This is a genomic window from Streptomyces sp. DSM 118878, from assembly GCF_052936595.1.
Map to the genome: position 1 here is coordinate 6782771 of NZ_CP193622.1, position 22910 is coordinate 6805680.

A 22910-nucleotide genomic window follows, 5' to 3' on the forward strand; every position below is an offset into this window, starting at 1 on the left:
CCTCACGTCCGCCACCAGCGCCGCCAGAACGACCACCACCGGGGCGGCGCGGGGGGCGGCAGCGGCGGGGGCGGCGGTGGCGCCGCGGGGAGGGTCGCGCGGGCCGGTGCCGTGTCGATCGCCACGGCGTCGGGGCGGGGCAGCGGCACCGCGGTGACCTGGCACGCCTCGGCGGAGACGGGGATCTCCACCTGCCCGGCCCGCAGCGCGCTGCGGGCCACGCGCCGCTCACCGCCGCGGAGCCCGTCGCTCCACGCCACACGCACCAGGACCGCGGGCTCGGGCCAGTCGAAGGTCAGCGCGGCACGGTCGGCGCTCAGCCGTCGTACGCGCAACTCCCCTATGACCGCCGGATGTTCTATGACGATGCTCGGCCCGGACACGGCCCGGTCGCCCAGGACGCTCACCGCCGTCATCCGTACCCGCCGCTCGGGCGGTGGTGTGAGCTCCACGAGCGACTCGGCGCCCGCCGAACTCGCGGGCAGCCGGTCCACCGTGCCGACCAGCGCGGAGACGTCCGTGCCCGGTGCGACGGGCCCCGAGGTCCACGGCAGCAAGTGGCTCTCGCCGACCGCGGGCTGCCGCCAGGCGATGGTGACGCGCCCGCCGTCCGGGTGTCTGCGCACGGTGAGCTCCTCCACCGGCGAGGGCCACCGTTCGGCGCGGGCGGTGACGAGGACGCCGCGGGACCACACCAGGTCACCGTCGGCGTCGCGGTAGCCGGAGCGCACCTCGTACGTGTACGTGCCCGCGGGGAGCGGCACGTCGAGCAGCCGGTCGTGCTCGCAGGGCACCCGCACCATCGATCCCTCGCCCCAGCCCTCGGCGTCCTCGCCCGCCCCGGAGCGCGTGACGCGTACCTCGGCCGCCGCCGGGTCGGGCCGCCAGCGCAGCCGGAGGCCGCCCGGCACGGCGTCGGCGCGCAGCTCCGTCACGACGGGCGTGATCAGCACCGGGGCGGTGACGCGCGGCACCCCCGCGATGCGTGACCGGCGCAGCGGGAACACGGCGTACCGCAGGGTGCGGCCCACCGGGGCGTCGGCGTCGACGACGGCGAGGCCGCGCTCGTCCGCCGCCGTCTCCACCGCGAGGTGCGGGGCGCCGTCGGGGAAGCGGAGCACCCGGTACGAGACCCCGTCGGCGCGGCGCGGCGGCGCGCACCAGGCCAGGCGTACGGCCCGGTCGTCCGTCGCGGCCGTCACCGCCGCCTCGGCCGGGGCGAACGGGTCGTCGGCGAGGAGCGCCGCCACGCGCAGCAGCCCCGTCTGGGCGTCCGCGTCGTCCCTGGCCAGGCGGACCGCGGCGAGCCAGGACCTTGCGGCGGCCCGCAGCGAGCCCGCGGACTCCTGCCGGCCGGCCTCGGCGGTCAGCCCGCGCACCTCGGCGGCGCGGGCGCGGACGCCGTCCACGAGCGCGGCCAGGCGGTGGTCGTCGGGGCCGTCCGGGTAGGCGGAGGCGAGCGGCAGCCGTGCCACGACGCCCTCCGCCTCGCGCAGCCGCACGCCCGGCCATACGTCGTTGAGGGTCTCGGCGGCGTGCCGGGCGGGGCCCGCCTGCGGGAACCCGGCGGCCACGGCGGCGGCCAGCGCACCGGCTTCGCCCCGGTGCACCCCGAGCGCGGCGGCGTCGGCGGCGGTCGGGCGCTCCCCGCCGTCCCGCAGCCGGCAGCACACCTCCCACAGGATCAGCCGCCGCAGCCCCATCGCGTCATCCCGTACGAGGGTCTCCAGGGTGTCCACCAGGGCCGCCGCGGCGAGGGCGCGCGTGTCGGCGGCCGACAGCCAGCGGCGGCGGGCCTCCTGCACGTGGGGCAGATCGACGCGTACCCAACTGCCCCCGCGGCCGGGGAACCAGAGCCCGTCCAGGATGCGGAATCCGTCGTCGGTGTCGGCCTTGGGGAGCGTGCCGAAGACCGCGTTCGCCGAGGGGGCCGCGGGCGCGGGCGGGCGGAGTACGTCCGCGGCGTGCCGGAAGGACAGGGCCGTCAGGGAGTCGTGCAGGTGGGTGTAGCCGCGCATCGCGGGGGTGCGGGGCAGCGTGGGCAGCGGCGGGCGGGTGCCGCTCGCCCTCGGGCGCTGGCCGGGGCGCAGGACCGCCATGGCTCAGCCGCCCGGCGCGGTGTAGAAGTACACGCGGACCACGGCGGTCTCCGGGCGCTTGCCGAGGTTGTGGAAGTCGTCCGTGGCCGTCTTCTTGGTGAACATGTCGCCGCGGCCCTTGCCGAGCAGGGCGTTCACGCGGTGCGCGTAGACCGTGCCGTTGGGGCCGCCGCCGAAGGTGAGGACGAGCGCGGCCGTCCGTCCCTTCCACTTACCGGTGTCCTTGCTGATCTGCTTGACCAGGTCGCCCTTGTCCCTGCCGGAGACCTTGAACTCCTGGGGGTTGCGGTCCACGGAGCGTGGGCCCGTGGGGGTCGGGGTGGGCTTGCCCGGCGACGGCTTGGGCCGGTCGTCGGCCATCGGGTCGGGCCGGTCGGCCATGGACACGAGCGCGAGCACGAGCAGCAGGTCGGCGAAGAGCCACCCGGCGAGCACCACCGCCCCGAGCCGCCCACCACGCCCCCCACGTCCACGCGCCCCCCGCTTCCGCGTCACGCGGAGCCCCCGTCACGGGGCCCGGGCGGGGGCAGGCGGGTGGTCGGCGGGTCGAGCGGCTCGTCGAGGGGCCGGGTGGGGGCGGGGAAGGGGGTGCCGGCGGGGGCTGCTCCGGAGGCGTGGGGTGTGCCGTACCCGGCGGGAGTTCCGGCCGGAGCTCCGGTGGGCGTGGCGGGCGTGGTGCTGTCTCCGTGGCCGCCGTAGGGCCCGCCGTTCGCCCCGTTCGTCCCGTACGCGGTGGTGGCGTCGGGTTCGGGTTCCGGGGTGAGCGGGAGGCCGAGGGACATCGCTCCGGCGAGCGTGCCCATACGGGCGTCCAGGCGGGCCGCGGCGTCCTGCCAGTGGGCCGCCGCCGCGTCCCAGCGCTCCGTGGCCTCCCGCATGCCGTCCACGGCGTCGCCCGTGCGCCCGGTGCTGGCGATCAGGGCCTGGGACGCCTGTTCCGTGGCCTTGACCACCGACTCCGACCTCACCACCAGCGACTGCTGCGCGGTGACCAGGGCCTTGAGGGACGCCTCCACCGTGTCGCCCACCGACTTGACCTGGCCGGCGATCTTGCCGGCGGCGATCGCGTTGGCCCGCCCGGCCTTGGCGGTCTCCGCCGTGCCGTTGTGCAGCGTGGTGTCGATGCGGTCCGCGACGGCGCCGAGCTTCGGGACCTCGGTGGTCAGGGTCAGCGCCGCGTTCTTCAGCGCGTCGGTGGCCTGCCCCACGGACGCGGTCGCGCCGCTGAGCGCCTTGTGGCTCTGCACCGCCTTGGCGGTCAGGTCCCCCATCTGCTTGGCGGCCTTCGTCAGCTCCGCCGCGAACTGCTGCGGCGAGGCACCGCGGTGCGGCGCCAGCACCATCTGCGTCCGGGTGAGGACCGAGGCGAGCTCGGCGAGGATCCGCTCCCTGGCGGCCTCCTGCGCGGCCTCGTCCCGATCGGCCCGCACCCGCACGCGCGCGTGCCAGACGGAGAGCGCCACCAGCAGGGCGATGAGCAGGACGGCCATCAGGGCCACGTTCTCGAAGCGGCCGAGCGAGGACAGGTGCCCGCCGAAGCCCGACTGCCAGAGCTGGAGGAAGGGGCGCGTCGCCTGCCGGGGCTCCTCCTCGGCCAACTCGCCGTACGCCCGGACGGCCTCGCGCAGGCCGTACCAGGTGATCAGGAGCGGCACGAACACCAGCACCCCGAGGGCCGCCTCCAGGAGACGGTCCCGCTTGCCCGACGTCTGTTCGGGGGGTGACGTGACGCTTTCGGGCCGTACGTAGGCCTGGACGAGGTCGACCTCCGCCCACTGGTCGAGCTGCGACATGGAACCCAGATCCTTGTGCAGCACATCGAGCTCGGCGGAGCGCGGCGACAGCTCGGGCAGCGCCGCGAGACGCCGCAACTCCTTGATGATCAAGGCTTTGTCGAGCAGTTGTGCGGGCGTCAAGCGCTTTCCTCCTGGCTCGCGGGGTGGCTCGCGGGGTGGCTCATGAGGTGGGGTCCGTGCCCTCTATCCGAGAACGTCCCCTCTGCCACGCCGGTTCCTGCCGTCACGGTTCAGCCGCCGCAACAACGCCTCGGCGTCGGCGTGTTCAGGATCCCACGTCAGGCACTTCCCCAGGGCCTCAATCGCCTCATCCCGCTCGCCGCGCCGGTCCAGTTCCACGGCGTGCCGGTAGGTGCGCTCGGCGAGCAGGCCACGTACCCGTACGTTCGTCGGATCGTGGCCGTACGCGCAGTTGAGCCACCGCTCGGCGTCGGCGAAGTGCTCGGGGGACATGTCGGCCATGGCCGCCGCGCAGTGCACGTCGATCATGGCGTCCAGCATGTCCGCGCCGGCCGGCCTGGTCGCCGCGTCCTGCCAGGCGATGTGCGCGGCCTGCACGGCATGGTCGTAGTGGCCGAGCGAGAGCAGCGCCTGCGCGCGGGCGAGCTGCCGCCGGGAACCGCGGTCGAGCTCCGGCGCGCCCCCGGACTCCGCGAGGGGCCCGGACTCCGCGGGGGTCCCGGACTCCGCGAGGGGCGCCGGCTCGGGCGGGGGCGAGGGACGGTCCAGGCCGTCGAGCAGCTCCTGCGCCTCCGCGATGATCTCGCGCAGCAGCGCGGACGCCTCGCCCGTCCGCCCCTGCCCGATGAGCAGCCGCGCCCGCTCCACATCGCGCGCCTCATGAGCCGCATGGGCCTCACGGCCATCGTGCGCGACGCGCGGGTCGCGCACCGGGGGCGGTACGGAACGCCGCCCCACGGAGGCCGGCTCCTCGGCGTCATGGCGGCGGGCCGCGTCCCCGGACGGGCGTTCCCCGTCGCCGCCCACCAGCGTCGCCGTGAGCGGCGGCGCGTCGGAGAGGGTGTCGGCGAGCGCGGCCGGTTCCAGCGGGCCCTCCTCCAGGGCCGCGGGACCCGAGGACGCGGCGCCGCCCGCGAGCCGCAGCGCGTGTTTCAGCGCGCCGAGGGCGAGCAGCTCGGGAGCCGCCCGCACACAGTGCCGCCCGAGCCCGGCGACCCGTGAACGCACCTGTTCCATCCGGGTGTTGCCGCCCACCAGGAGCAGCGTGTCCACGTCCTCCTGCCGCATCCCCGCCCGGTCGAGGAGCGCCTGCGCCCGGTCCAGGGTGCGCCGCACATGCCGGTCGACGTACGCGTCGAAGTCGGGCCGGTCGATCCGCACCTGAAGCGGCGGCCCCCCGCCGAACCGCAGCCCGAGCACCGCGGCCGGCGGCCCCTTCGGCCTGCCGAGCGCCTCGCGCGCCTCCTGCCCGCGCGCGCGAAGGCCCTGCCATACGGAGGTGTCGGGGCCCCCCGCCCGCCACGCGCCGCCCCGCGGAAGGAGCCGGACCGCCGAGGTCAGCAGCCCGGCGTCGAACGCGCGGCCCCCCGACGTCGTCCCGCCCTCGTAGCCGAGCGAGCGGAAGTGGCCGCGCACGCTGCGGATCAGACCGAGCTCGAAACCCTCGTACCCCATGCCGTAGACCAGGCACGTGCCGCTGTCCCGCTCCGTGGTGTGGCCGATCACCGCGGCCATGGAGTCGCTGACCAGGCGCGCCGGTTCGAGGCCCGCCTCGCGCGCCGCGTCCCGCAGGGCCGCCCGCTGCGCCGAGCCGAACCGCGCGGGCACGCTGATCACGGTCTGCGTCACCCGCCCGGGCGCCGCCGCCTCCACGCGCTCGCGCAGGGACCGCAGCCTGCGCACCACGATCTGGTCTGCGTCGGCCGCCCCCTCCGGCGTGCGCACCGGACGCCCGCTGCCCAGGCGGCTCTTGAGGCTGGGGAACGTCACCGGCAGCGGGCCCATCTCCGCCGGCTCGCACAAGAGCCACGGCCCGTCCTCCTCCTGCTCCAGGCGCCGGCCGGGCCCCTCGGGCAGGGCGAAGAGCGCCCGCAGGCCCGTGGCGCCGAAGTCGATGCCGAGGCTGACGGGGGCCGCCCCCGGCGCGGAGCGGCCGTCCTGCCGCGCCTGTGTCATCCGCCCGCCGTCTCTTCGGCGAACCGCAGGATGCCCTCGTAGTCGGGCCGGTCGGGGAGCGCGGGCACGGCACGCTCCGACTGGGCCACCGCCACCAGGTTGACCAGATTGCGGGCCTGCTGGGCGGTCGCGACCCGGTTGCCCTGCCGGTGGGCCTGCTTGACGTACTCCACCGCTTCGTTGATCTGCCGCACCGTCTCCGGCGGCGCGCCCTCCGATGCCAGCTCGGCCTGCCGGAACTGGCTCGCCAGGCCGCACTGGCGGTACATGTCGTCGAGCAGCAGCTCGGTGAGGCGCTTGTACTCGCCGCTGTCGCCCATCGCCACCGCCCGCTGCGCCTGCTCGATGTCGCGGCGCACCTTCATCGCCTGCACCGGCTCGATGTAGGGCCCGTACCGCTTCAGGAAGTTGTCGGCCTCCCGCTCGGCGAACGCGAGCTGCTCGCGCAGGACCGCGCTGTCCAGCTCCTCCACCGGCTCGGGCGGCGGGGTGCGGGGCTTCTCCCGGTTGGGCGTGGCCTCCAGGACCATGTCCGTGCCGCGCACGCTGACCTTCACCGTGATGATGCGGTCCGCGGAGTAGTTGAAGGAGACGTCCACCTGGCGGTTGATCTCGATCTCCTGCGGCAGCTCGAACTCCACCACGCCCTGCTCGTGGTTCTCGCTCGCCACCTTGCTGTCGCCCTCGTACACCGGCACCCGGATACGGCGGCTGTCGGTGGCGTGGAAGGTGCGCTGGCGCGGCTCGGAGAGCGGGTACGGCGAGCCGGCCTCGATGATCTCCACGAACACGTCGCGCTGGCTGCCCTTGATCGCGGCGATGCCCATCGCCATCGGCGTCGACTCGTACAGGCCCGTGTCGCCCCTGGACCGCCCGTCGGCCAGGCTCCGGCCGCAGGCCGAACAGGCGATCGCCCCGTACTCGTTGACCTTCGCGCACTGCGGGTCCGAGCACTCCACGCCGTGCAGCGTCTCGGCGAGGACGCCCGCGCCGAAGGCCACGCACTCCATGGGGTTGATGTTCCTGCGGACCTTGGCCACGCCGAAGAACGCCTCGACCGCCTCGTACACGGGCCGGGTGAGCGTGCCGCCGCCCACGAGCAGGACGTCGGAGATGTCGTCCGTGGACAGCTCGTAGCGCGCGAGGGTCTCCTGGACCAGCGCCATGGTTTTGCTCACCAGCGGCGAGATCATCGCGTGGAACTCGGCGCGCGTCAGCTTCATCTCGACGTCCAGCACGCCGTTCTCCCCGCGGTAGGCCGCGGGGACCACGATGTACGTCTCGTCCAGGTCGTTCAGCTCCCGCTTGGCGCGCTCGGCGGCCTTCTTCGCGTGGAAGAGGAACGCCTTGTCGCCCGACGGGTCCACGTGGTGCTCCTCGCGCATCCACTCGATGATCCGCTCCACGATGGCCAGGTCGAAGTCGTCGCCGCCCAGCCAGATGTCACCGGCCGAGCGCAGCACCTGGAACTGGCTCCTGCCCTCCTGGTCCTTGACCGCGTTGAGCACGGAGATGTCGAAGGTGCCGCCGCCGAGGTCGTAGACGAGGACCCGGCTGCGCGCCCCGCCCGGCTTGTGCAGGCCGAAGGCGACGGCGGCGGCCGTCGGCTCGTCGACGATCTTCTTGACCACCAGGCCCGCCTTCTCCGCGGCCTCGCGGGTGGCGGCGCGCTGGGCGTCGCGGAAGTAGGCGGGCACGGTGATCACGGCGTGCGTCACGGGCTCGTTGAGGATGCGTGAGGCGTCCCTGACCAGCTTGTCCAGGATGACGCTGGAGATCTCGGCGGGGGTCCGGGCGCGACCGCCGAGCACCACGTGGGCGCGCGGGTCGTCGTCGGGGCCCGCGACGATCTCGTAGCTCATCCGGTCGCGCGCCTGCGCCACGGAACTGTCGGCGAAGTCCCGCCCCATCAGGCGCTTCACGGAGGCGATGGTCTCCTTGGGCTGCATGATCGCCCAGTTCAGCGCGTCCTCGCCGACCAGCGGCTGGTCCTTGCCGTCGCGGTGCATGACGCCGACGACCGAGGGGGTGAGCCGCTCGCCCTTGCTGTTGGTGAGCACCGCGATGTCCGCGCGGTGCGGATCGTGGGCGGCGACAGCGCTGTTGGTCGTGCCGAGGTCGATGCCGATGGCCTTCATTCCCGCTCCGTTCCTTGCTCCGTCTCGCCGCCCGCGGCGACGACCACCCGGGCGGCACGCAGCACCTGCCCCCGGTACCGGTATCCGCGCTGCACCGTCTCCAGGACCTCGCCCGCCTGCGCGCCGGGCGGCGCGGCACGGGCCTCGGTCACGTGGTGTGTCGCGGGCTCGGCCCGCTCGCCGCGGCGCCCCACCGGTTCGAGCCCTTCGTCGGCCAGGGCCGTCTCAAGCTGTCCCGCGATCAGCGCGACACTCCTGCGGTACGTGACGACGTCACCGGCGGCGCCGTCCGCGAGGAGCCGGTCGAAGGAGTCGAGCACATCGGCACAGCGCAGCAACAGCCGCTCGGTGAGCGCCTGATGGGCGGCGTCGCGGGCCGCCAGGTCGCGGGCGTGCTCGTAGGCGAGCCGGGCCGTGGGATCAGACATCGAAGCGAACGAGGTCGGCCACGAGGCGCGCGGCGGTCTCGGGGAGAGGGCAGGGCGACGGGTCCTGCTCACGGCCCTGCGGGGGGTCCTGTCGTGGGGATTCCAAGGCGAGCTCCCGGTCGGTTTCCGCCGCGGCCGGCGGCAGTTCGGCTTCCATGTCCACGTCGTACAACAGCAGATCGACGAGCAGCCTGCGGCGTACGCCGCGCAGCTCGTCCCAGGCCTGCTGGGTGACCGGCGTCATCAGATGCCGGGCGAGCAGCTCGAAGGAGACGTCCCGCATGTCGGCGTGGGTCGTCCAGGGGGTCACGCCGGCCGGGGCGAGCGCGTCGTAGGGGAAGGGGCCTTCCCAGCTCGCTTCGGGGTCCTTGATCACGCGACACTGCCTCCTGCTCGGTTCTCGGGTGCCCTGCTGCCGGGCCTCAGCTCGGTGTGCCAGCGGCGCACCGCGTCCAGGAGCGCCCGTCTGATCCGGCTGTTCGTGGGCTCCGCGCGGGTGGCGCGGAACAGATGGTGCAGCGCCCACAGGGTGTCCCCGCGGTTCAGCGCGAGCTCCGCCTTGTCGGTCAGCTCCGCCGCCCAGGCGGGCAGATCCTCGTCGTCCGGCGGCGTCTCCTGGCCGTCGCTGCGGATCAGGTCGCCCATGCCGCCGACACCGAGGTGCCGGGTCAGCAGCTTCTCCATCTCGTCCAGGGCCTCGCCGAGCGTCTCGCGGTAGCGGTGCGTCAGGGCCTGCCCGAGGCCCACGTCGAGCAGCCCGAGCGCCTCGTGCAGCAGCTCCAGGCGCTCCGGCACCTCGTACGTACGCTCGTCCAGCGTGAACACCAGGGCCCGCGCCAGGTTGTCGCGGGCGTGGTTCGACTCCGGATTGAGGGCGAGGGCGCGGCGCAGGTCGGCCTCGGCGCCGTACACGTCGCAGCGCATGCCGTGCTTGGTCCGGGTGTAGCCGCGCCACACCCCGCGCAGGGACAGCAACGCCGACAGCTTCGCGTGCAGTTGGCCGAGCAGCTCGCGGTCGAGCGGGTGCAGCACGGTGACCGCCGACTCGACGAGCGTGACGGCCTCGTCCAGGGCGGGGCCCAGCGGCGGCCCCTCCTCGGCGGACAGCGCCTCGACGCGGCCGAGCACCGTACGGATGACGGCCTTCTTGGACCGGGCCTGCATCCCGGCCCTGCGGGACACCTTCACCAGCTCCGCCCACTGCTCCAGAGCCGTGCCGAGGCCGCCGTCGCCGCGCGTCAGGGCGGCCCTGCCGAGCGCGAGACGGACATGGACGGCCAGTTCCACGCCGTCCTGGAGCAGCCGGGCGTGGCGGCGCGGCAGCCGGGCGTAGGCGGGGTTGTCCCGCAGGAAGGCGAGGCAGTGCCCGCACTCCTCGGCGTGGCCGGCCGACGAGGCGGGGCCCGCGCAGTCCTCCGGCAGGGTGGTCAGCGTGCGCAGCTCGGGCAGCTCGCGCAGCGCCTGCTCGAACTTGCGGACCTCCGAGAGCGCGAAGCTCCGCGCGAGCCCCGAGAAGGCCCAGCGCAGCTCGCGCACCGCGTACTCACCGGGGTCCTTGCCCTGCTGCGCCGCCGCGTCCAGGCTCGCGACGAGGTCACCCAGCGGTGCCTGGAGCCGCAGCAGCCGCAGATAGCGCGGGCCGCACGCCAGCGTGGCGCCCGCGCCCGGCACGGACGGCAGGCCCCCCACGTCCTTCAGGACCCGCGCGCCGCCCAGCTCCGACTCCAAAAGGCCCGCCAACGCCTGGTAGGCCGCCGCCTGTTCGGGCCTGCCCTGCTCGGTGTGGCGCTGCTCGAAGCCCGAGAGCTGCCCGAAGAGGTGCTGATTCAGCTCCCAGCGCAGCGCCGCCATGTCCTCCGGCGTCAGCTCCCGCTCGTACGCGGTGGCCCGCTCGGCACGCCAGCCGTCCCAGTACTCGTCGTCGCTCAGCAGGGTCGCCCAGTACACGAGCGCGGCCTCCCACGCGCTCACCGCGTGCTCCCACGCACCGCTCTGCTCCAGCTCCTGCGCCTGCCACAGCCGGGCCACCGCGAGGCCGTGCACCACCGCCATGTCGCCCGGCGCCGCCCGCAGCCGCCGCTCCCACTCGGTGGCCGCCGCCTCCCTGTCCCTGGCGAGGAGGAGCAGCAGCGGGGCGTCCTGGGGGAAGCGTTCGCACAGGGTGTCGAGGAGCGCGGGGCCCTCGTCGGGGGAGAGCTGGGCCAGGGCGTCCCGCAGGGCCGGGGCGGCGTGCCACCGGTAGAGCAGGGCGTCGAGCTGGAGCCGCCGGCCCGGCAGCCGCAGCCGCTCCAGGGCGACGCGCTCGTGCCAGGACATCGCACCGCGTTCGAGCAGCGCGTACGAGGCGTTCTTGACGACGTCCATCGACGCGCCGGGGTCCACGCCGGCGTCCCGCAGGGCCAGATACGGGAACGCCTGGTCCCGTACCGCGAAGGGGTCGGCCACCAGGGGCGCGCTGGTGAGACCGTCCGCCCAGGGCAGCAGCCCGACCAGCCGCCGCAGCCTGCGGCACCGCACGTCGGCGCGGTCGAGCACACCGAGGGCCCTCTCGTACGCGGCCACCGCGCCGCTCCACTGTCCCGCGGCCTCCCGGAGCCGGCCCTCGGCGTAGGCGAGATGGGCGTCGGCGTCCCGGTGCCCCGGGCACCGCCGGAACGCCTCGGCGGCCCGCTGCCACTCCTGGTGGGCGTCGGCGAGGCGCCCGCGGGCGTACGAGGCGAGCGCGGGCGCGTCCCCGTACCCGCCGAGGGCCTCGGCCTCCTGCACGACGCGGGTCCAGTCCCCCTCGGCCTCGGCGAGCCGCACGCGCGCGTAGCGCCCCCGGGTGTCCGCGTCGACGCCGAGCGCCCCGTCCACCGTCCCGTACGCCTCGACGACCCGCCGCCACGCCTCGCTCGTGCCGGCCTCCGCTTCGGCGATGCGGGCCCGTGCGTAACGCTGCCGGGCCGGGGCGTCCACCCAGTCGTCGGGCAGCGTTCCGTAGAGGCCGTCGGCGTCCTGCCAACGCCCGGCGAGCTCGTGGGCGCGGGCCAGGGCGTAGCGGTAGAGGTGGGTGGGCTCGTCCCCTCCCGGGCCCGGTTCCGCCGGACCCCGCGGGAACGCCCCCGCGTAGATCTCGCAGGCCCCCGCCCAGTCGCCCGCCTCCTCCGCCCTGCGGCCCTCCGCCTTGCGGCGCAGGGCGGACACCGTGCCCTCACGTGCTCCGTCCGGCACGCCGGAGAGCAGGCCGAGGACCGCCGTCCAGTCGCCGCGCAGATCGGCGGCGACACGCGCGCGTGCGTAGCGCCGGCGGACGCCCACCTCGCCGTCGGCGTACGTGTCGGGCAGCCGGCCGAAGCCGTCGATGACCCCGGTCCACTCGCCCCGCTCGTCGGCGGCACGGCCCCGCGAGTACAGCACGCGGTCCGGCACGTCCAGGACCTCGGAAGGCAGCCCCGCGAAGTGGCCGAGGGCCTCGGACCAACGGCCGACCTCCTGGCAGAGGCGGCCCCGTGCGTACGCGCGAAGGTGCGGGGCGTCCGACACCACCCCCTCCGGAACGACGACCCCGGGCCCGTCCTCCCCGGACACCTCGCCGAACGCCTTCTCCGCCGTCGCCCAGTCGCCCTCCGCCATCGCCGAGCGGCCCTCGGCGTACCGGCGCAGGGACACGGTGGCGCGGTAATCCGCGGGCATGGGGGCGAGGGACTCCAGTGCCGTGCGCCAGTCGCCCGCCTCCGTCGCCGTGAGCGCGGACCCGTACACGTGGTGGCGCAGCTCGCTCAGGAGCGGTTCCGTGTCCCACCCCTCCGCGGAGGCCGCCGCCAGGTCGGTGAGGGCGTCGACGGCGCGGCCCGCCTCCGCCGCGCCCCGGCCCCGCGCGTACAGGAGCCGCACCGCGCTGTCCCGGAAGCCGGCCGCCTCGTAGGCCGGGACCGCCGCCGCCCAGTCGGCCACCGCCTCCGCCGCACGCCCCGCCGCGTACGCGCACCAGCGGTCCTGGCCCGCCCGCGCGAACGCCTCCCGCGCCGCGGGCCAGTCCCCGTCCTGCGCCGCCGCCCGGCCCCGCGCGTACGCCGAGCGCTCCATCGCGTCGTCCAGGTCCGCGCACCCGGCGTACGCGGACTCCGCCGCACGCCAGTCCTCGCGCTCCTCGGCCGCCAGGCCCGCCACGTACGCGGCACGGGCCCGCGCCACGGCATGGCCGGGACGCAGGGCGAGGACGGTCCCGTAGGCCTGGGCGGCGGCCGCCAAGTCGCCCGCGCCACGCGCCTGTTCGGCGGCCTCCAGGGTCCGCGCCACATGCAGTTCGTCGCGCGCGGCGGCGAGCCGCGCCGCCACGTCCCGAGGGCCCCCGGGCCACGCGGCGAGCACCTCCTCGTAGCGGCTGATGGCAGTGGTCCAGTCCGCCGCCGCCTCCGCGGCCCGCCCCTCGTCGACGAGCGCGGCCATCCGCCGCAGCCCGGCCACCTCCGCGGTGAGGCAGGCCGGCGCCGGTCCTGGCAGGTGCTCGCCGACCACCGTGAGCTGGTCCTCCGCGCCCGCCGCGTCCCGCTCCCCGGCCAGCAGCTCGCAGAGCTTCTCGATCTCTGGCCAGGCCAGTTCGAAGGCGGCCTCGGCCTGCATCCGCCGCTGCTCGTCGGCGTACTGCCGGGTCGGCGTGCGCAGGGTGCGCTGGACCTGTTCCCAGTGCCCCAGATCCCGCATGTGGCGCGCCGCGCGGATCAGTACGGTCGAGTCGACGTGACCGAACTGGCTGTTCAAGGCCTTCAGCGCGGCCGCGCCCTCGCTCAGCGGGTCCGCGACCGCCCCGCCCTCGTCCCGCACCTCGCGCGCCTTGAACAGCCAGCCCTGCCGGCACTCCTCGTGGAGGAACAACGCGGGCGTCGCCCACTCCACCGCCGTGTGCTCCGACTGGTGGGAGATGCGCAGCCGCGCGGTGGCCATGGCCTCGTCGATCGTCTTGTTGGCGGCGATGCCTTTCAGGAGCTCGGGGCTGAACGCGCCCGCCGAGACGTCGCTGACCTTCCCGCGCATCGCCACCACGGCGGGCACACCGGCACCGATCAGCGCCTGCGCGAGCCCGGAGAAGGGTTCCAGGTGCGAACTGTCCGCCCCGGAGCAGAGGTTGAGCGCGACGAGGCGCAGCCGCCGGGCCTTCAGGAGCATCGCGCTGAGCAGGTCGGCGGGTACGCGGTCGACACCGCCGCCCTCCGTCTCCAGGGACACGACGCCCTTGCCCAGTTCGTCGTCGTACGTCCCATGGGCGATCAGCAGGACGGCCGTGGGCAGCCCGGAGTGGGCGGCGAGCGCCGACTCCAGTTTCGCGCGCGTGGCGCGCTCCACCACCGTCGTCTGCACGGCCACCTCCGGCAGGTCGTGCCGGAGGGCGGCGATCTCCGCCGAGGCCCGCAGCGGGTCCAGACCGGCGGGAGACGCGCAGGCCACAAGGAGCCTGATCAGGCTCGGCTCGTCGGCGGAGTCCGGAAGGCGCTGGCCCAGCGGCCCGCCGGGCAGCGAACGCGCCAGGGAGTAGCCGTGGTTGAGGGCGAGCGACTGCTGGGGGCTGCCGGGCGGCGCGCAGAGCGCCTCCAGGGGGAGGTCGCGCAGCTCGGGCGGCAGATCGAAGCGGAGCCGCAGGCCACGCGACGGCCGCATCCGCTGGGCCCTGCCGAGCGACGCGTCGACGCAGGCCCCGACGTGCTCCCCGACCGCCTCGCACGCCGCCTCCGCCTCGCCCGTCTTCTCCCCGGCCCGGCCGGGCTCGCCGAACAGCAGCTTGAACACCCCGCGCCCCAGCTCCCTGAGCTGCGCCACGGTGTGCTGCTCGCCCATCGGCCCCCGGCCGAGCTCGGCGGTGATGAGCCGGTCCCACTGCCGGCGGAAATCCGCGGGCTCCCGGCCGACGGCGACGATCTCGGCGGCCGACGCGGGGCCGCTCGCCGTCACGAGATAGCGGGCGGCGCCGACGCGGCGGACCCGGATGCGCAGTTCCTCGTACGTGAGCACGGCCGTCACCGCTCGCTCTCGTCGGGCTGCCACATCACGTGGTCGAGATCGGCGACCGCGGCCTCGCGCTGCTCCTCCAGCTCGGGGTCGTCGGGGAAGTGGCCGAGCGCGGCGGTGAGCCGGTCGATGGCCTCGCGCAGGGCCGCCCGCGCGCCGGAGAGGCTGCCCGAGCTCCAGCGGGCCGCGGCGAGCCCGCGCAGCACGATGCCGAGGCTGATCTGTGCCCGCAGCAGATGCGGGTTGAACGCGACGGAGCGGCGCAGGTCGGCGGCGGGTCCGTCGAGCGGCTCCTCCTGGCCGTTGGCCACGGAGATGCCGCGGTCGGCGAGGACGCGCGCCAACTGCCCTTCGAGCCGCCCGCGTTCGTTGGCGCCGATCACCGAACGCGTCGTCTCCAGGGTGGAGACCGCGAGGCTCAGCCGCCCGTCCTGGTGGGCGGCGCGGGCGGCGCCGAGCGCCATGTCGACGATGGCCGTCTGCGTCTCGCGGTACCGCTCGATCTCGCGGCTGTGGACCAGCGCGCGCCGCCAGTACGCGGCGGCCGCCGGGAAGTCGGGCCGTGGCTCGGTCAGTTCGGCGCGGCCCATGCTGAGCCGCGCCTCCAGGGCCAGGCCGCGCGCGTCCAGAACGAGCCTGCGGTGCTTGTCCACGAGCCCGGCGTACCCGGGGTTCAGCTCGTCGAAGCGCGTACACCCCGGCTCGCACACGGCCGCCGCGCCGGGGCCGCTGCCCCGCGCCCGGCAGCCGGGGCAGCGCAGCTCGGACAGCGCGGCGAGCGCGTCGGCGGGCTTTCCCTGGCCCAGCAGGAGCTGCGCGAAGCCCAGCTCGGAGAAGGCGTACGTAAGGGAGGCGTACGCGGGCGAGGCGTGCGCGGCCGAAGGAGCGGCGCCCGTGGCCGTGGTTCCCGGCGGGGCGGTGGCCTCCGCCTTGAGGGCGCGGGCCTCGTGCGCGGCGGCGAACGCCCCGAACTCCGCGGTCAGGCCCAGCTCCGCCACCCGCAGCGGCCCGCAGAACAACGGCACCCCGCCGCCGTCGGCGGACGGAAAGCCGCCCACGGCCGCGAGCAGCTTCGCCGCGTCGGCCTCGCGCTGGAGCAGCGGTCCCGGTGCGACCCGCGCCCCGGAGCCGTCGTCGGGCATCCGCCGCTCGATGAGCTCGCGGAGCCCGGCGCGCACCACGGGCACGAGCGACTCCTCCACGGGCACGCCGTACCGCCGGCCCGCGGTGGCCCGCAGCCGCTGCCAGAACATCGCGTCGTGCAGCACGGCCGCCCACGCGGCGACGCACCGCTCCCACTTCCGGCCGTCGGTGTCCTCGGGGGAGTGGAGCAGGGCGAGCGCCAAGGTGTGGGACACGCGATGGTCCGCGGGGTCGCGCCGGACCGCCGCGTCGAGCAGCTCCAGGGCCGCCGCGCGCCGTCCGCCGCGGACGAGCACCACGGCGTGCAGGGGCGCGAAGCCGCCGAAGTCGCCGTCCAGGCGCCGGGAGGCGTCGACCAGGGCGCAGGCCCGCCGCCAAGCCCCCTCCGAGGCCCCGTCCGCAGCCTTGTCCGCAGCCCCGTCCGCGGCTCCGGTGCTGTCCAGCAGCCGGGTGAGCGCCGCCCGGCGCAGCCGCAGGGCCACCTCGCGGTCGGAGCGGCCCGACAGCGCGGCGAGGAGCCAGCGGGCCTCGTCGTCCAGAGGTGCGCCGCGGGACGCCTCGCGGAGGTCGGCCAGGGCGGCCGCCGGGTCACCGGCGCGGGCCCGTACGTACGCGCGCTGCACCAGGCTCCGGCCGTGCGGGACCGCGCAGGCAAGCGCGGCGGTGAGATGGCGCTCGGCGGCGGCGAGGTCACCGCGGTGCGCGGCGGCACACCCCAGCCAGTGCAGCGGCCCGGCGGCCGTGGGCCGCAGCCGCCGTGCCCGCTCGAACTCCGCTACGGCCTCGTCCTGTTCACCGGCGGCGAGCCGCACCCGCCCGATCCCGGTACGGGCCCGCGCGGCGACACGCCGCTCCAACGTGTCGGCGTCGGCGTCGGGGCCCGCGGCGGCCTCGGCACCGGCCCCCGTGCCCGCCAACGCCTCCCGGAACCCGGCCTCGGCCGCCGCGGTGTCCCCGGCGGCCAGGGCCTTCTCCCCGGCGGCGCACGCCCGTTCCGCGCGGCCGAGCTCCGCCGCGATCTGCGCACTCACAGTCAGTCCCCGTTCCACGGCGAACGCACCGCCGCGTCCTTCGGCCGGCGGTCAGCCGGCGGCCTCGTCAAGGAGCGAGCGCCAGCGTCCCTGGGCGCGGTCGTAGTGCAGCGGTCCCACCGAGTACGCCGTCAGGTCGAGTCCGACGAGCCGCTCGTACGCCTCGGCGGGCAGGTCGGCCTCAAGGACGATGCTCAGCCCGCCCGCCGGGTCCTGGAGCAGCAGCGGCCGCGCCTCGCACGCCTCGCCGAGGGCGCCGGGAGCGGGCGACGCGGGGCGCGCCAGCTTCCGTACGAGCCCCTTGAACGCGGTGTACGCGTCCTTGACCGCCTCCGCGCCCAGACCGCTGAGGAACGCGTGCAGCGGCAGGGAGACCAGGATCACCCAGGGGATCTCCGCGCCACCGCGGTGGTCGATGGCGCGGCGGATCCGGACGGGCGGTGCGCCGAGCCCGGTCAGCGCGGCGACGAGTTCCTCGGCGAGGTCGTCGGGGACCTGTGGGTCGAGGAGCAGTTCCGCTCGCAGGGGCACGTCGGTCATGGAGGCTGTTCCTTCCGGGGACGTGCACCGCAGCCTAGGGGCGTGGGCCGAGGGCCCGAAGGGAAACCGGTGATTCACCGGGGGGCCGGTGCCCCGGCGAGGCGCATCGGGGCCGCTGCCCCTGCTCCCCGTGCGCCCTCGACGCGCCCCGCCGCGCCCCCTGTTCACGCGATGGTGCGATCATCGGCAACCGCACGGATGGTCCCGGAGGGCCCCGGGTAGGGCGGGGCCATGACGCAGCCGTTCGAACTGCCGCACTTCTACATGCCGTACCCGGCGAGGCTCAATCCCCACCTCGACGAGGCGCGCGCGCACTCCTCCCGGTGGGCGCGCGACATGGGCATGCTGGAGGGGTCCGGCATCTGGGAGCAGAGCGACCTCGACGCGCACGACTACGGCCTGTTGTGCGCGTACACCCACCCCGACTGCGACGGCCCCGCGCTGTCACTGATCACCGACTGGTACGTGTGGGTCTTCTTCTTCGACGACCACTTCCTCGACATGTACAAACGCACCCAGGACCGCCCGGCGGGCAAGGCCCACCTGGACCGCCTGCCCCTCTTCATGCCGATGGACCTGGCGACCCCGTTACCCGAACCGGAGAATCCGGTGGAGGCGGGCCTCGCCGACCTGTGGGCGCGCACGGTGCCCGCGATGTCCGCCGACTGGCGCCGCCGCTTCGCCGAGTCCACCGAGCACCTCTTGGACGAGTCCCTGTGGGAGCTGTCCAACATCAACGAAGGGCGTATCGCCAACCCCGTCGAGTACATCGAGATGCGCCGCAAGGTGGGCGGCGCCCCCTGGTCGGCGGGGCTCGTGGAGTACGCGACCGCCGAGGTCCCGGCGGCCGTGGCGGGGAGCAGGCCGCTGCGGGTGCTGATGGAGACGTTCGCCGACGGCGTCCATCTGCGCAACGACCTCTTCTCCTACCAGCGCGAGGTCCACGACGAGGGCGAGCTGAGCAACGGCGTGCTCGTCCTGGAGACCTTCTTCGGCTGTACGACGCAGGAGGCCGCCGACACGGTCAACGACATCCTCACCTCACGCCTGCACCAGTTCGAGCACACCGCCCTCACCGAAGTGCCCGCGCTCGCCCTGGAGAAGGGCCTCACGCCACCCGAGGTCGCCGCCGTGGCCGCGTACACGCGGGGGCTCCAGGACTGGCAGACCGGCGGCCACGCATGGCACCTGCGCTCCAGCCGGTACATGAACGAGGGCGCCCTCACCACCTCACCGCTCGCCGGCCCCACCGGCCTCGGCACCGCCGCCGCCGACATCCGCGCGCTGCTCGCCTCCGCGGGCGCGGAACGGTTCCGCGCCTACACGCACGTGCCGTTCCAGAAGGTGGGGCCCTCGCTGCTGCCCGACTTCCACATGCCGTTCGAGCTGCGTCTCAACCCGCACCTGGACGCCGCCCGCCGGCACGTCACCACCTGGTCGCACGCCATGGGCATCCTCGCGGAGGGCGTCTGGGACGAGGACAAGCTGGATGCCTACGACCTTCCGCTGTGCGCCGCGGGCCTCGACCCGGACGGCACACCCGAAGCCCTCGACCTCAGCTCCCAGTGGCTGGCCTGGGGCACCTACGGCGACGACTACTACCCGCTCGTCTTCGGCCACCGCCGTGACGTCGCCGCGGCGAAGATCTGCACCGAGCGCCTCGCCGGATGCATGCCGATCGGTGGCGAAGCCGTCACCGTCCCCGCGAACGGCATGGAGCGCGGCCTCGCCGACCTGTGGCTGCGCACCACGCGGAACATGACCGCGCGGCAGCGCGGGACCGTCAAGGCCACCATCGTCGTCATGACGGAGAGCTGGCTGTGGGAGCTCGCCAACCAGCTCCAGAACCGCATTCCCGACCCCGTCGACTATCTGGAGATGCGCCGCGCCACCTTCGGCTCCGAGCTCACCATGAGTCTGTGCCGCATGGGCCACGGCCCGTCGGTGCCGCCCCAGGTCTACCGCAGCGGCCCTGTCAGGTCGCTGGAGAACGCCGCCATGGACTACGCGATGCTCCTGAACGACGTCTTCTCGTACCAGAAGGAGATCGAGTACGAGGGCGAGATCCACAACGGCATCCTGGTCGTGCAGAACTTCTTCGGCTGCGACTACCCGACCGCGCTCGGCATCGTCCACGATCTGATGACCCAGCGCATGCGGCAGTTCCAGCACGTCGCCGAGCACGAGTTCCCCGTCCTGTACGAGGACTTCAACCTGTCGGCCGAGGCACGCGCCACCATGGACGGCTACGTCGTGGAGCTGCGGAACTGGCTGTCGGGCATCCTCAACTGGCACCGCGGCTGCCGGCGGTACGGCGCCGAGGACCTTGCCCGGCGGGCCCACGGCTTCGTACCCGATCTGGCGCCCCGGGGCCTGACGTCACCCGTTCGTGAGGCGTCACCGCGGGGGTGCGCCGGGTAGGGCTGTGGCCGGAGGTCAGCCATGGAACACAGTGCGTTGCGGCCCAAGCCGTTGCCGGGGCAGGACCATTCCGGCGCGCCCCGGAGCCGGACTGACGACCCCGCGGGGAGCCGCGGCGACCGCCCCTACGGGGTGAGGCGCCGCGGCAGGCGCCTGGCGGCCCTGCTCTGCGGCCTGGGCGCCGCCGTCCTCCTGGTGGTCTGCGGGGTCGGCATCGGCACCGTCGGCGCCACGGTCATCGGGATGAGCAGGCTCGCGGAGATGCGGGAGGGGGCGGGGTACGCCGTGGAGCGGGCCGGAATGACGGGCCCGGGCGGAGCGGGGAAAGCCGTGGCGAAGGGCGCGGGAGCGGCGGACACCAGGGCCATGGGCGGCGCAGGGGACCCGGCCGCCGCCCGGGAGCGGGAGACCCCGCGGACCCCCCGGCCCCCGGCCCGCACGGCGACCCTCGGTGTCGAAGCCGTGGACGCTCCGCGCGGCCCCGGCGCCCTCCTCGTCGGCTTGCACGTCCCGGGGCCCGGCCACACCGCGGGCCTCGCACGCGGAGACACCCTGCTCGCCTTCGGCCGGTCCCGCATCGACTCCGCGGCCGAACTGGCCGCCAGGGTCGCCGCCGCCCGGCCGGACAGGACGGTGACGCTGACGGTCCGCCATGCCACAGGGGAACGGCAGCTCGTCCGGGTCAGGCCGGGCGTCGTGACCTGATCGGCGCCCTTGGGAGCCCTAGACGGCGGCCAGGACCGCGCACGACTCCCCGGGCAGCCGCAGCACGCCGTCCGCGCCCGGGGCCTCGATGGGCTCCCAGGCGGCGAGCACGCGCGCGTGGTCCCCGCCGAGCGGGATCGCGGCGGCCTCCTCGCCGAGGTTCAGGACGACCCGCAGATCACCGCGCCGGCACACGAACCAGCGCGCCGCCTCGTCGTACGCGACCCGCACCGCAGCCAGGTCGGGATCGGTCAGGTCGGCGCGGGCGGCCCGCAGCGCGATCAGCTCGCGGTGCCAGGCCAGCAGGCGCGCGTGGTCGCCGGTGTCCGGCTCCGACCAGTCCAGGCAGGACCGGTCCCGTGTCGCCGCGTCCTGCGGGTCGGGGACGTCCTCCTCGGCCCAGCCGTGCTCCGCGAACTCCCGGCGCCTGCCCCGGCGTACGGCCTCGGCCAGTTCGGGGTCGGTGTGGTCCGTGAAGAACTGCCACGGCGTCGACGCCCCCCACTCCTCGCCCATGAACAGCATGGGCGTGAAGGGACTCGTGAGCGTGAGCGCCGCCGCGCAGGCGAGCAGCCCGGGGGGCAGGGAGGCGGAGAGCCTGTCTCCTTGCGCCCGGTTGCCGACCTGGTCGTGCGTCTGCGCGTAGCCGAGGAAGCGGTACGCGGGCGTCCGCGCCCGGTCCACGGGGCGGCCGTGCGCGCGCCCGCGGAACGACGAGTACGTCCCGTCGTGGAAGAAGCCACGTGTCAGCGTCTTGCCGAGCGCCGCGAGGGGGGCCCGCGCGAAGTCCGCGTAGTACCCCTGCCCCTCACCGGTCAGCGCGGTGTGCAGCGCATGGTGGAAGTCGTCGTTCCACTGGGCGTGCAGGCCCAGGCCGCCGCTCTCGCGCGGGGTGATGATCCGCGGGTCGCCGAGGTCCGACTCGGCGATCAGGGACAGCGGCCTGCCCAGCTCCCCTGCCAACGCGTCGACCGCCGTGGACAGTTCCTCCAGGAAGTGGCACGCGCGCGTGTCCACGAGCGCGTGCACCGCGTCGAGCCGCAGCCCGTCGAGCCGGTAGTCCCGCAGCCAGGCGAGCGCGCTGCCGGTCAGATACGCCCGCACCTCGTCCGAGCCCGGCGCGTCCAGGTTGACCGCCGCGCCCCACGGGGTCTGGTGGCTCTCCGTGAAGTACGGGCCGAAGGCGGGCAGGTGGTTGCCCGAGGGCCCGAGGTGGTTGTGGACCACGTCCAGGATCACGCCGAGCCCGTGCGCGTGCGCCGCGTCGACGAATCGCTTCAGCGCCTCGGGGCCGCCGTACGGCTCGTGCACCGCCCAGAGCGACACCCCGTCGTAGCCCCAGCCGTGGCGGCCGGGGAAGGGGCAGAGCGGCATCAGTTCCACATGGGTGACGCCGAGCCGGGCGAGGTGCCCCAGGCGCTCCGCCGCCGCGTCGAGCGTCCCCTCGCGCGTGAACGTGCCCACGTGCAGCTCGTACAGGACCGCGGCCCGCACCCCGCGCCCCGCCCACGGCGTCCGCCACGCGTACCGGTCGTGGTCGACGACCGCGCTCAGCCCGTCGGGGCCGTCCGGCTGCCGCCGCGAACGCGGGTCGGGCAGCGTCGGGCCGCCGTCCAGCGAGAACCCGTACCGGGTCCCGTCCGCCGCCTCCGCCTCGGCCGACCACCAGCCCGCGCGCCCGCGCACGCGTTCCATCGCCCGCCCGGCACCCGCGCACTCCAGCACGACCTGCTCGGCCTGTGGCGCCCACACCTCGAACCTCACCGACGGTTCCCCCTCGTCCGCTGTCCGGCACACCTGTGTCCCATGGTGCGTCAGGAGCCCCTGCTTCGTGGGCCGAAGTGATCGATCGGCCGCCGCCCGACCCATTCTGGACACCCGGGGCGGCGTTGCCCGACAATCGGCAGGTGACATCCTCTTTCGAGTTCTCCACGTACCCCGCGCGGGTGACGGACGTCGAGCGCGACCGGGCGCTGGACGCACTCAAGGAGGGCGCGGCCTCCGGCCGACTCTCGCACGACACCTTCGTGCGGCGCATGGAGCGGGTCCTCGCCGCCCGCAGGCCCGACGAACTCGCCGCTCTCACCGCAGACCTGCGGACCGAGAAGCCGTGGGCGCGCAAGGTGCTTGGCGGCGTCGAGGCCGTCTCCGGATTCACCATGAAGCTGCGCAGGGCCTGGCAGTCCGAGCGCCTGCCCAAGCTGCTCCTGCCGGCCCCGGACACCCAGCGTCCCCTCCTCATAGGCAGGGAGCCGACCAACGGACTGCGGCTCAGCCACGACACGGTCTCCCGCATCCACGCCGAGCTGCGCCGGCAGGGCGGCATGTGGGTCCTGCGCGACCTCGGCTCGACCAACGGCACCACGGTCAACGGCCGCAGGGTGATCGGCGCCGCCGTCGTCCAGGACGGCGACCAGGTCAGCTTCGGGCAGATGAGCTTCCGGCTCGCGGTGGCCTGAGAAGCCGACGGGCGCGCACCCCTCGCCCT

The 22910-nt window shown here is 75.0% G+C and carries 14 protein-coding genes; 3 read left to right on the forward strand and 11 right to left on the reverse strand.

Features of this window, described 5'->3' with window-relative positions; all coding sequences use genetic code 11:
- Nucleotides 1-2: 2 nt before the first annotated feature.
- The 10 genes from ACRAKF_RS30020 to ACRAKF_RS30065 form a co-directional block, all read right to left on the reverse strand.
- Entirely contained in the window at nucleotides 3-2099 is a 2097-nt protein-coding gene (locus ACRAKF_RS30020) for a hypothetical protein (RefSeq protein WP_447040671.1), read from the reverse strand.
- A gap of 3 nt (nucleotides 2100-2102) precedes the next feature.
- Nucleotides 2103-2594 (reverse strand): hypothetical protein, encoded by a 492-nt coding sequence (locus ACRAKF_RS30025; RefSeq protein WP_447040672.1) that lies wholly within the window; start codon nucleotides 2592-2594, stop codon nucleotides 2103-2105.
- On the reverse strand, nucleotides 2591-4015 hold the full coding sequence (locus ACRAKF_RS30030) for a hypothetical protein (RefSeq protein WP_447040673.1): 1425 nt from the start codon (nucleotides 4013-4015) through the stop codon (nucleotides 2591-2593). The genes ACRAKF_RS30025 and ACRAKF_RS30030 overlap by 4 nt, the downstream gene beginning before the upstream one ends.
- 63 nt (nucleotides 4016-4078) lie before the next feature.
- Nucleotides 4079-6031: an Hsp70 family protein gene (locus tag ACRAKF_RS30035; RefSeq protein WP_447040674.1), complete on the reverse strand. Its 1953-nt coding sequence runs from the start codon at nucleotides 6029-6031 to the stop codon at nucleotides 4079-4081.
- Nucleotides 6028-8169 (reverse strand): Hsp70 family protein, encoded by a 2142-nt coding sequence (locus tag ACRAKF_RS30040; protein ID WP_447040675.1) that lies wholly within the window; start codon nucleotides 8167-8169, stop codon nucleotides 6028-6030. The genes ACRAKF_RS30035 and ACRAKF_RS30040 overlap by 4 nt, the downstream gene beginning before the upstream one ends.
- Nucleotides 8166-8597, reverse strand: coding sequence for a nucleotide exchange factor GrpE (locus tag ACRAKF_RS30045; RefSeq protein ID WP_447040676.1), 432 nt, complete (start codon nucleotides 8595-8597; stop codon nucleotides 8166-8168). Before ACRAKF_RS30045 ends, ACRAKF_RS30040 begins: the two co-directional genes overlap by 4 nt.
- Complete coding sequence (locus ACRAKF_RS30050) at nucleotides 8590-8973, reverse strand: hypothetical protein (protein ID WP_447040677.1); 384 nt, start codon at nucleotides 8971-8973, stop codon at nucleotides 8590-8592. Before ACRAKF_RS30050 ends, ACRAKF_RS30045 begins: the two co-directional genes overlap by 8 nt.
- Nucleotides 8970-14594 (reverse strand): CHAT domain-containing protein, encoded by a 5625-nt coding sequence (locus ACRAKF_RS30055; RefSeq protein ID WP_447040678.1) that lies wholly within the window; start codon nucleotides 14592-14594, stop codon nucleotides 8970-8972. Before ACRAKF_RS30055 ends, ACRAKF_RS30050 begins: the two co-directional genes overlap by 4 nt.
- A complete protein-coding gene (locus tag ACRAKF_RS30060; protein ID WP_447040679.1) occupies nucleotides 14591-16756 on the reverse strand; it encodes a tetratricopeptide repeat protein in 2166 nt (721 codons plus the stop codon). The genes ACRAKF_RS30055 and ACRAKF_RS30060 overlap by 4 nt, the downstream gene beginning before the upstream one ends.
- Nucleotides 16757-16807: 51 nt before the next feature.
- Nucleotides 16808-17296: a hypothetical protein gene (locus ACRAKF_RS30065; RefSeq protein ID WP_447040680.1), complete on the reverse strand. Its 489-nt coding sequence runs from the start codon at nucleotides 17294-17296 to the stop codon at nucleotides 16808-16810.
- 231 nt (nucleotides 17297-17527) lie between these two features.
- Between ACRAKF_RS30065 and cyc2 the strand changes: the two genes are divergently transcribed.
- Both cyc2 and ACRAKF_RS30075 read left to right on the forward strand, forming a co-directional pair.
- Nucleotides 17528-19717, forward strand: a complete 2190-nt coding sequence (cyc2, locus tag ACRAKF_RS30070) for a germacradienol/geosmin synthase Cyc2 (protein ID WP_447040681.1) — start codon at nucleotides 17528-17530, stop codon at nucleotides 19715-19717.
- Nucleotides 19718-19738: 21 nt separating this feature from the next.
- Nucleotides 19739-20422, forward strand: a complete 684-nt coding sequence (locus tag ACRAKF_RS30075) for a PDZ domain-containing protein (RefSeq protein ID WP_447040682.1) — start codon at nucleotides 19739-19741, stop codon at nucleotides 20420-20422.
- 18 nt (nucleotides 20423-20440) lie between these two features.
- Here ACRAKF_RS30075 and treZ read toward each other — a convergent pair whose 3' ends face one another.
- Nucleotides 20441-22186, reverse strand: a complete 1746-nt coding sequence (gene treZ / locus ACRAKF_RS30080; RefSeq protein WP_447040683.1) for a malto-oligosyltrehalose trehalohydrolase — start codon at nucleotides 22184-22186, stop codon at nucleotides 20441-20443.
- A 143-nt stretch (nucleotides 22187-22329) separates the two neighbouring features.
- On the opposite strand from treZ, the gene ACRAKF_RS30085 reads away from it, so the two are divergent.
- Complete coding sequence (locus ACRAKF_RS30085; protein WP_447040684.1) at nucleotides 22330-22881, forward strand: FHA domain-containing protein; 552 nt, start codon at nucleotides 22330-22332, stop codon at nucleotides 22879-22881.
- The last annotated feature ends 29 nt before the right edge of the window (nucleotides 22882-22910 follow it).

Bases quoted from the DNA above. Each gene is read 5' to 3' on its own strand.
- ACRAKF_RS30045 (WP_447040676.1), bottom strand. From the start codon at position 8,597: ATGTCTGATCCCACGGCCCGGCTCGCCTACGAGCACGCCCGCGACCTG.
- ACRAKF_RS30020 (WP_447040671.1), bottom strand. From the start codon at position 2,099: ATGGCGGTCCTGCGCCCCGGCCAGCGCCCGAGGGCGAGCGGCACCCGC.
- cyc2 (WP_447040681.1), top strand. From the start codon at position 17,528: ATGACGCAGCCGTTCGAACTGCCGCACTTCTACATGCCGTACCCGGCG.
- ACRAKF_RS30075 (WP_447040682.1), top strand. From the start codon at position 19,739: ATGGAACACAGTGCGTTGCGGCCCAAGCCGTTGCCGGGGCAGGACCAT.
- ACRAKF_RS30035 (WP_447040674.1), bottom strand. From the start codon at position 6,031: ATGACACAGGCGCGGCAGGACGGCCGCTCCGCGCCGGGGGCGGCCCCC.
- ACRAKF_RS30040 (WP_447040675.1), bottom strand. From the start codon at position 8,169: ATGAAGGCCATCGGCATCGACCTCGGCACGACCAACAGCGCTGTCGCC.
- ACRAKF_RS30065 (WP_447040680.1), bottom strand. From the start codon at position 17,296: ATGACCGACGTGCCCCTGCGAGCGGAACTGCTCCTCGACCCACAGGTC.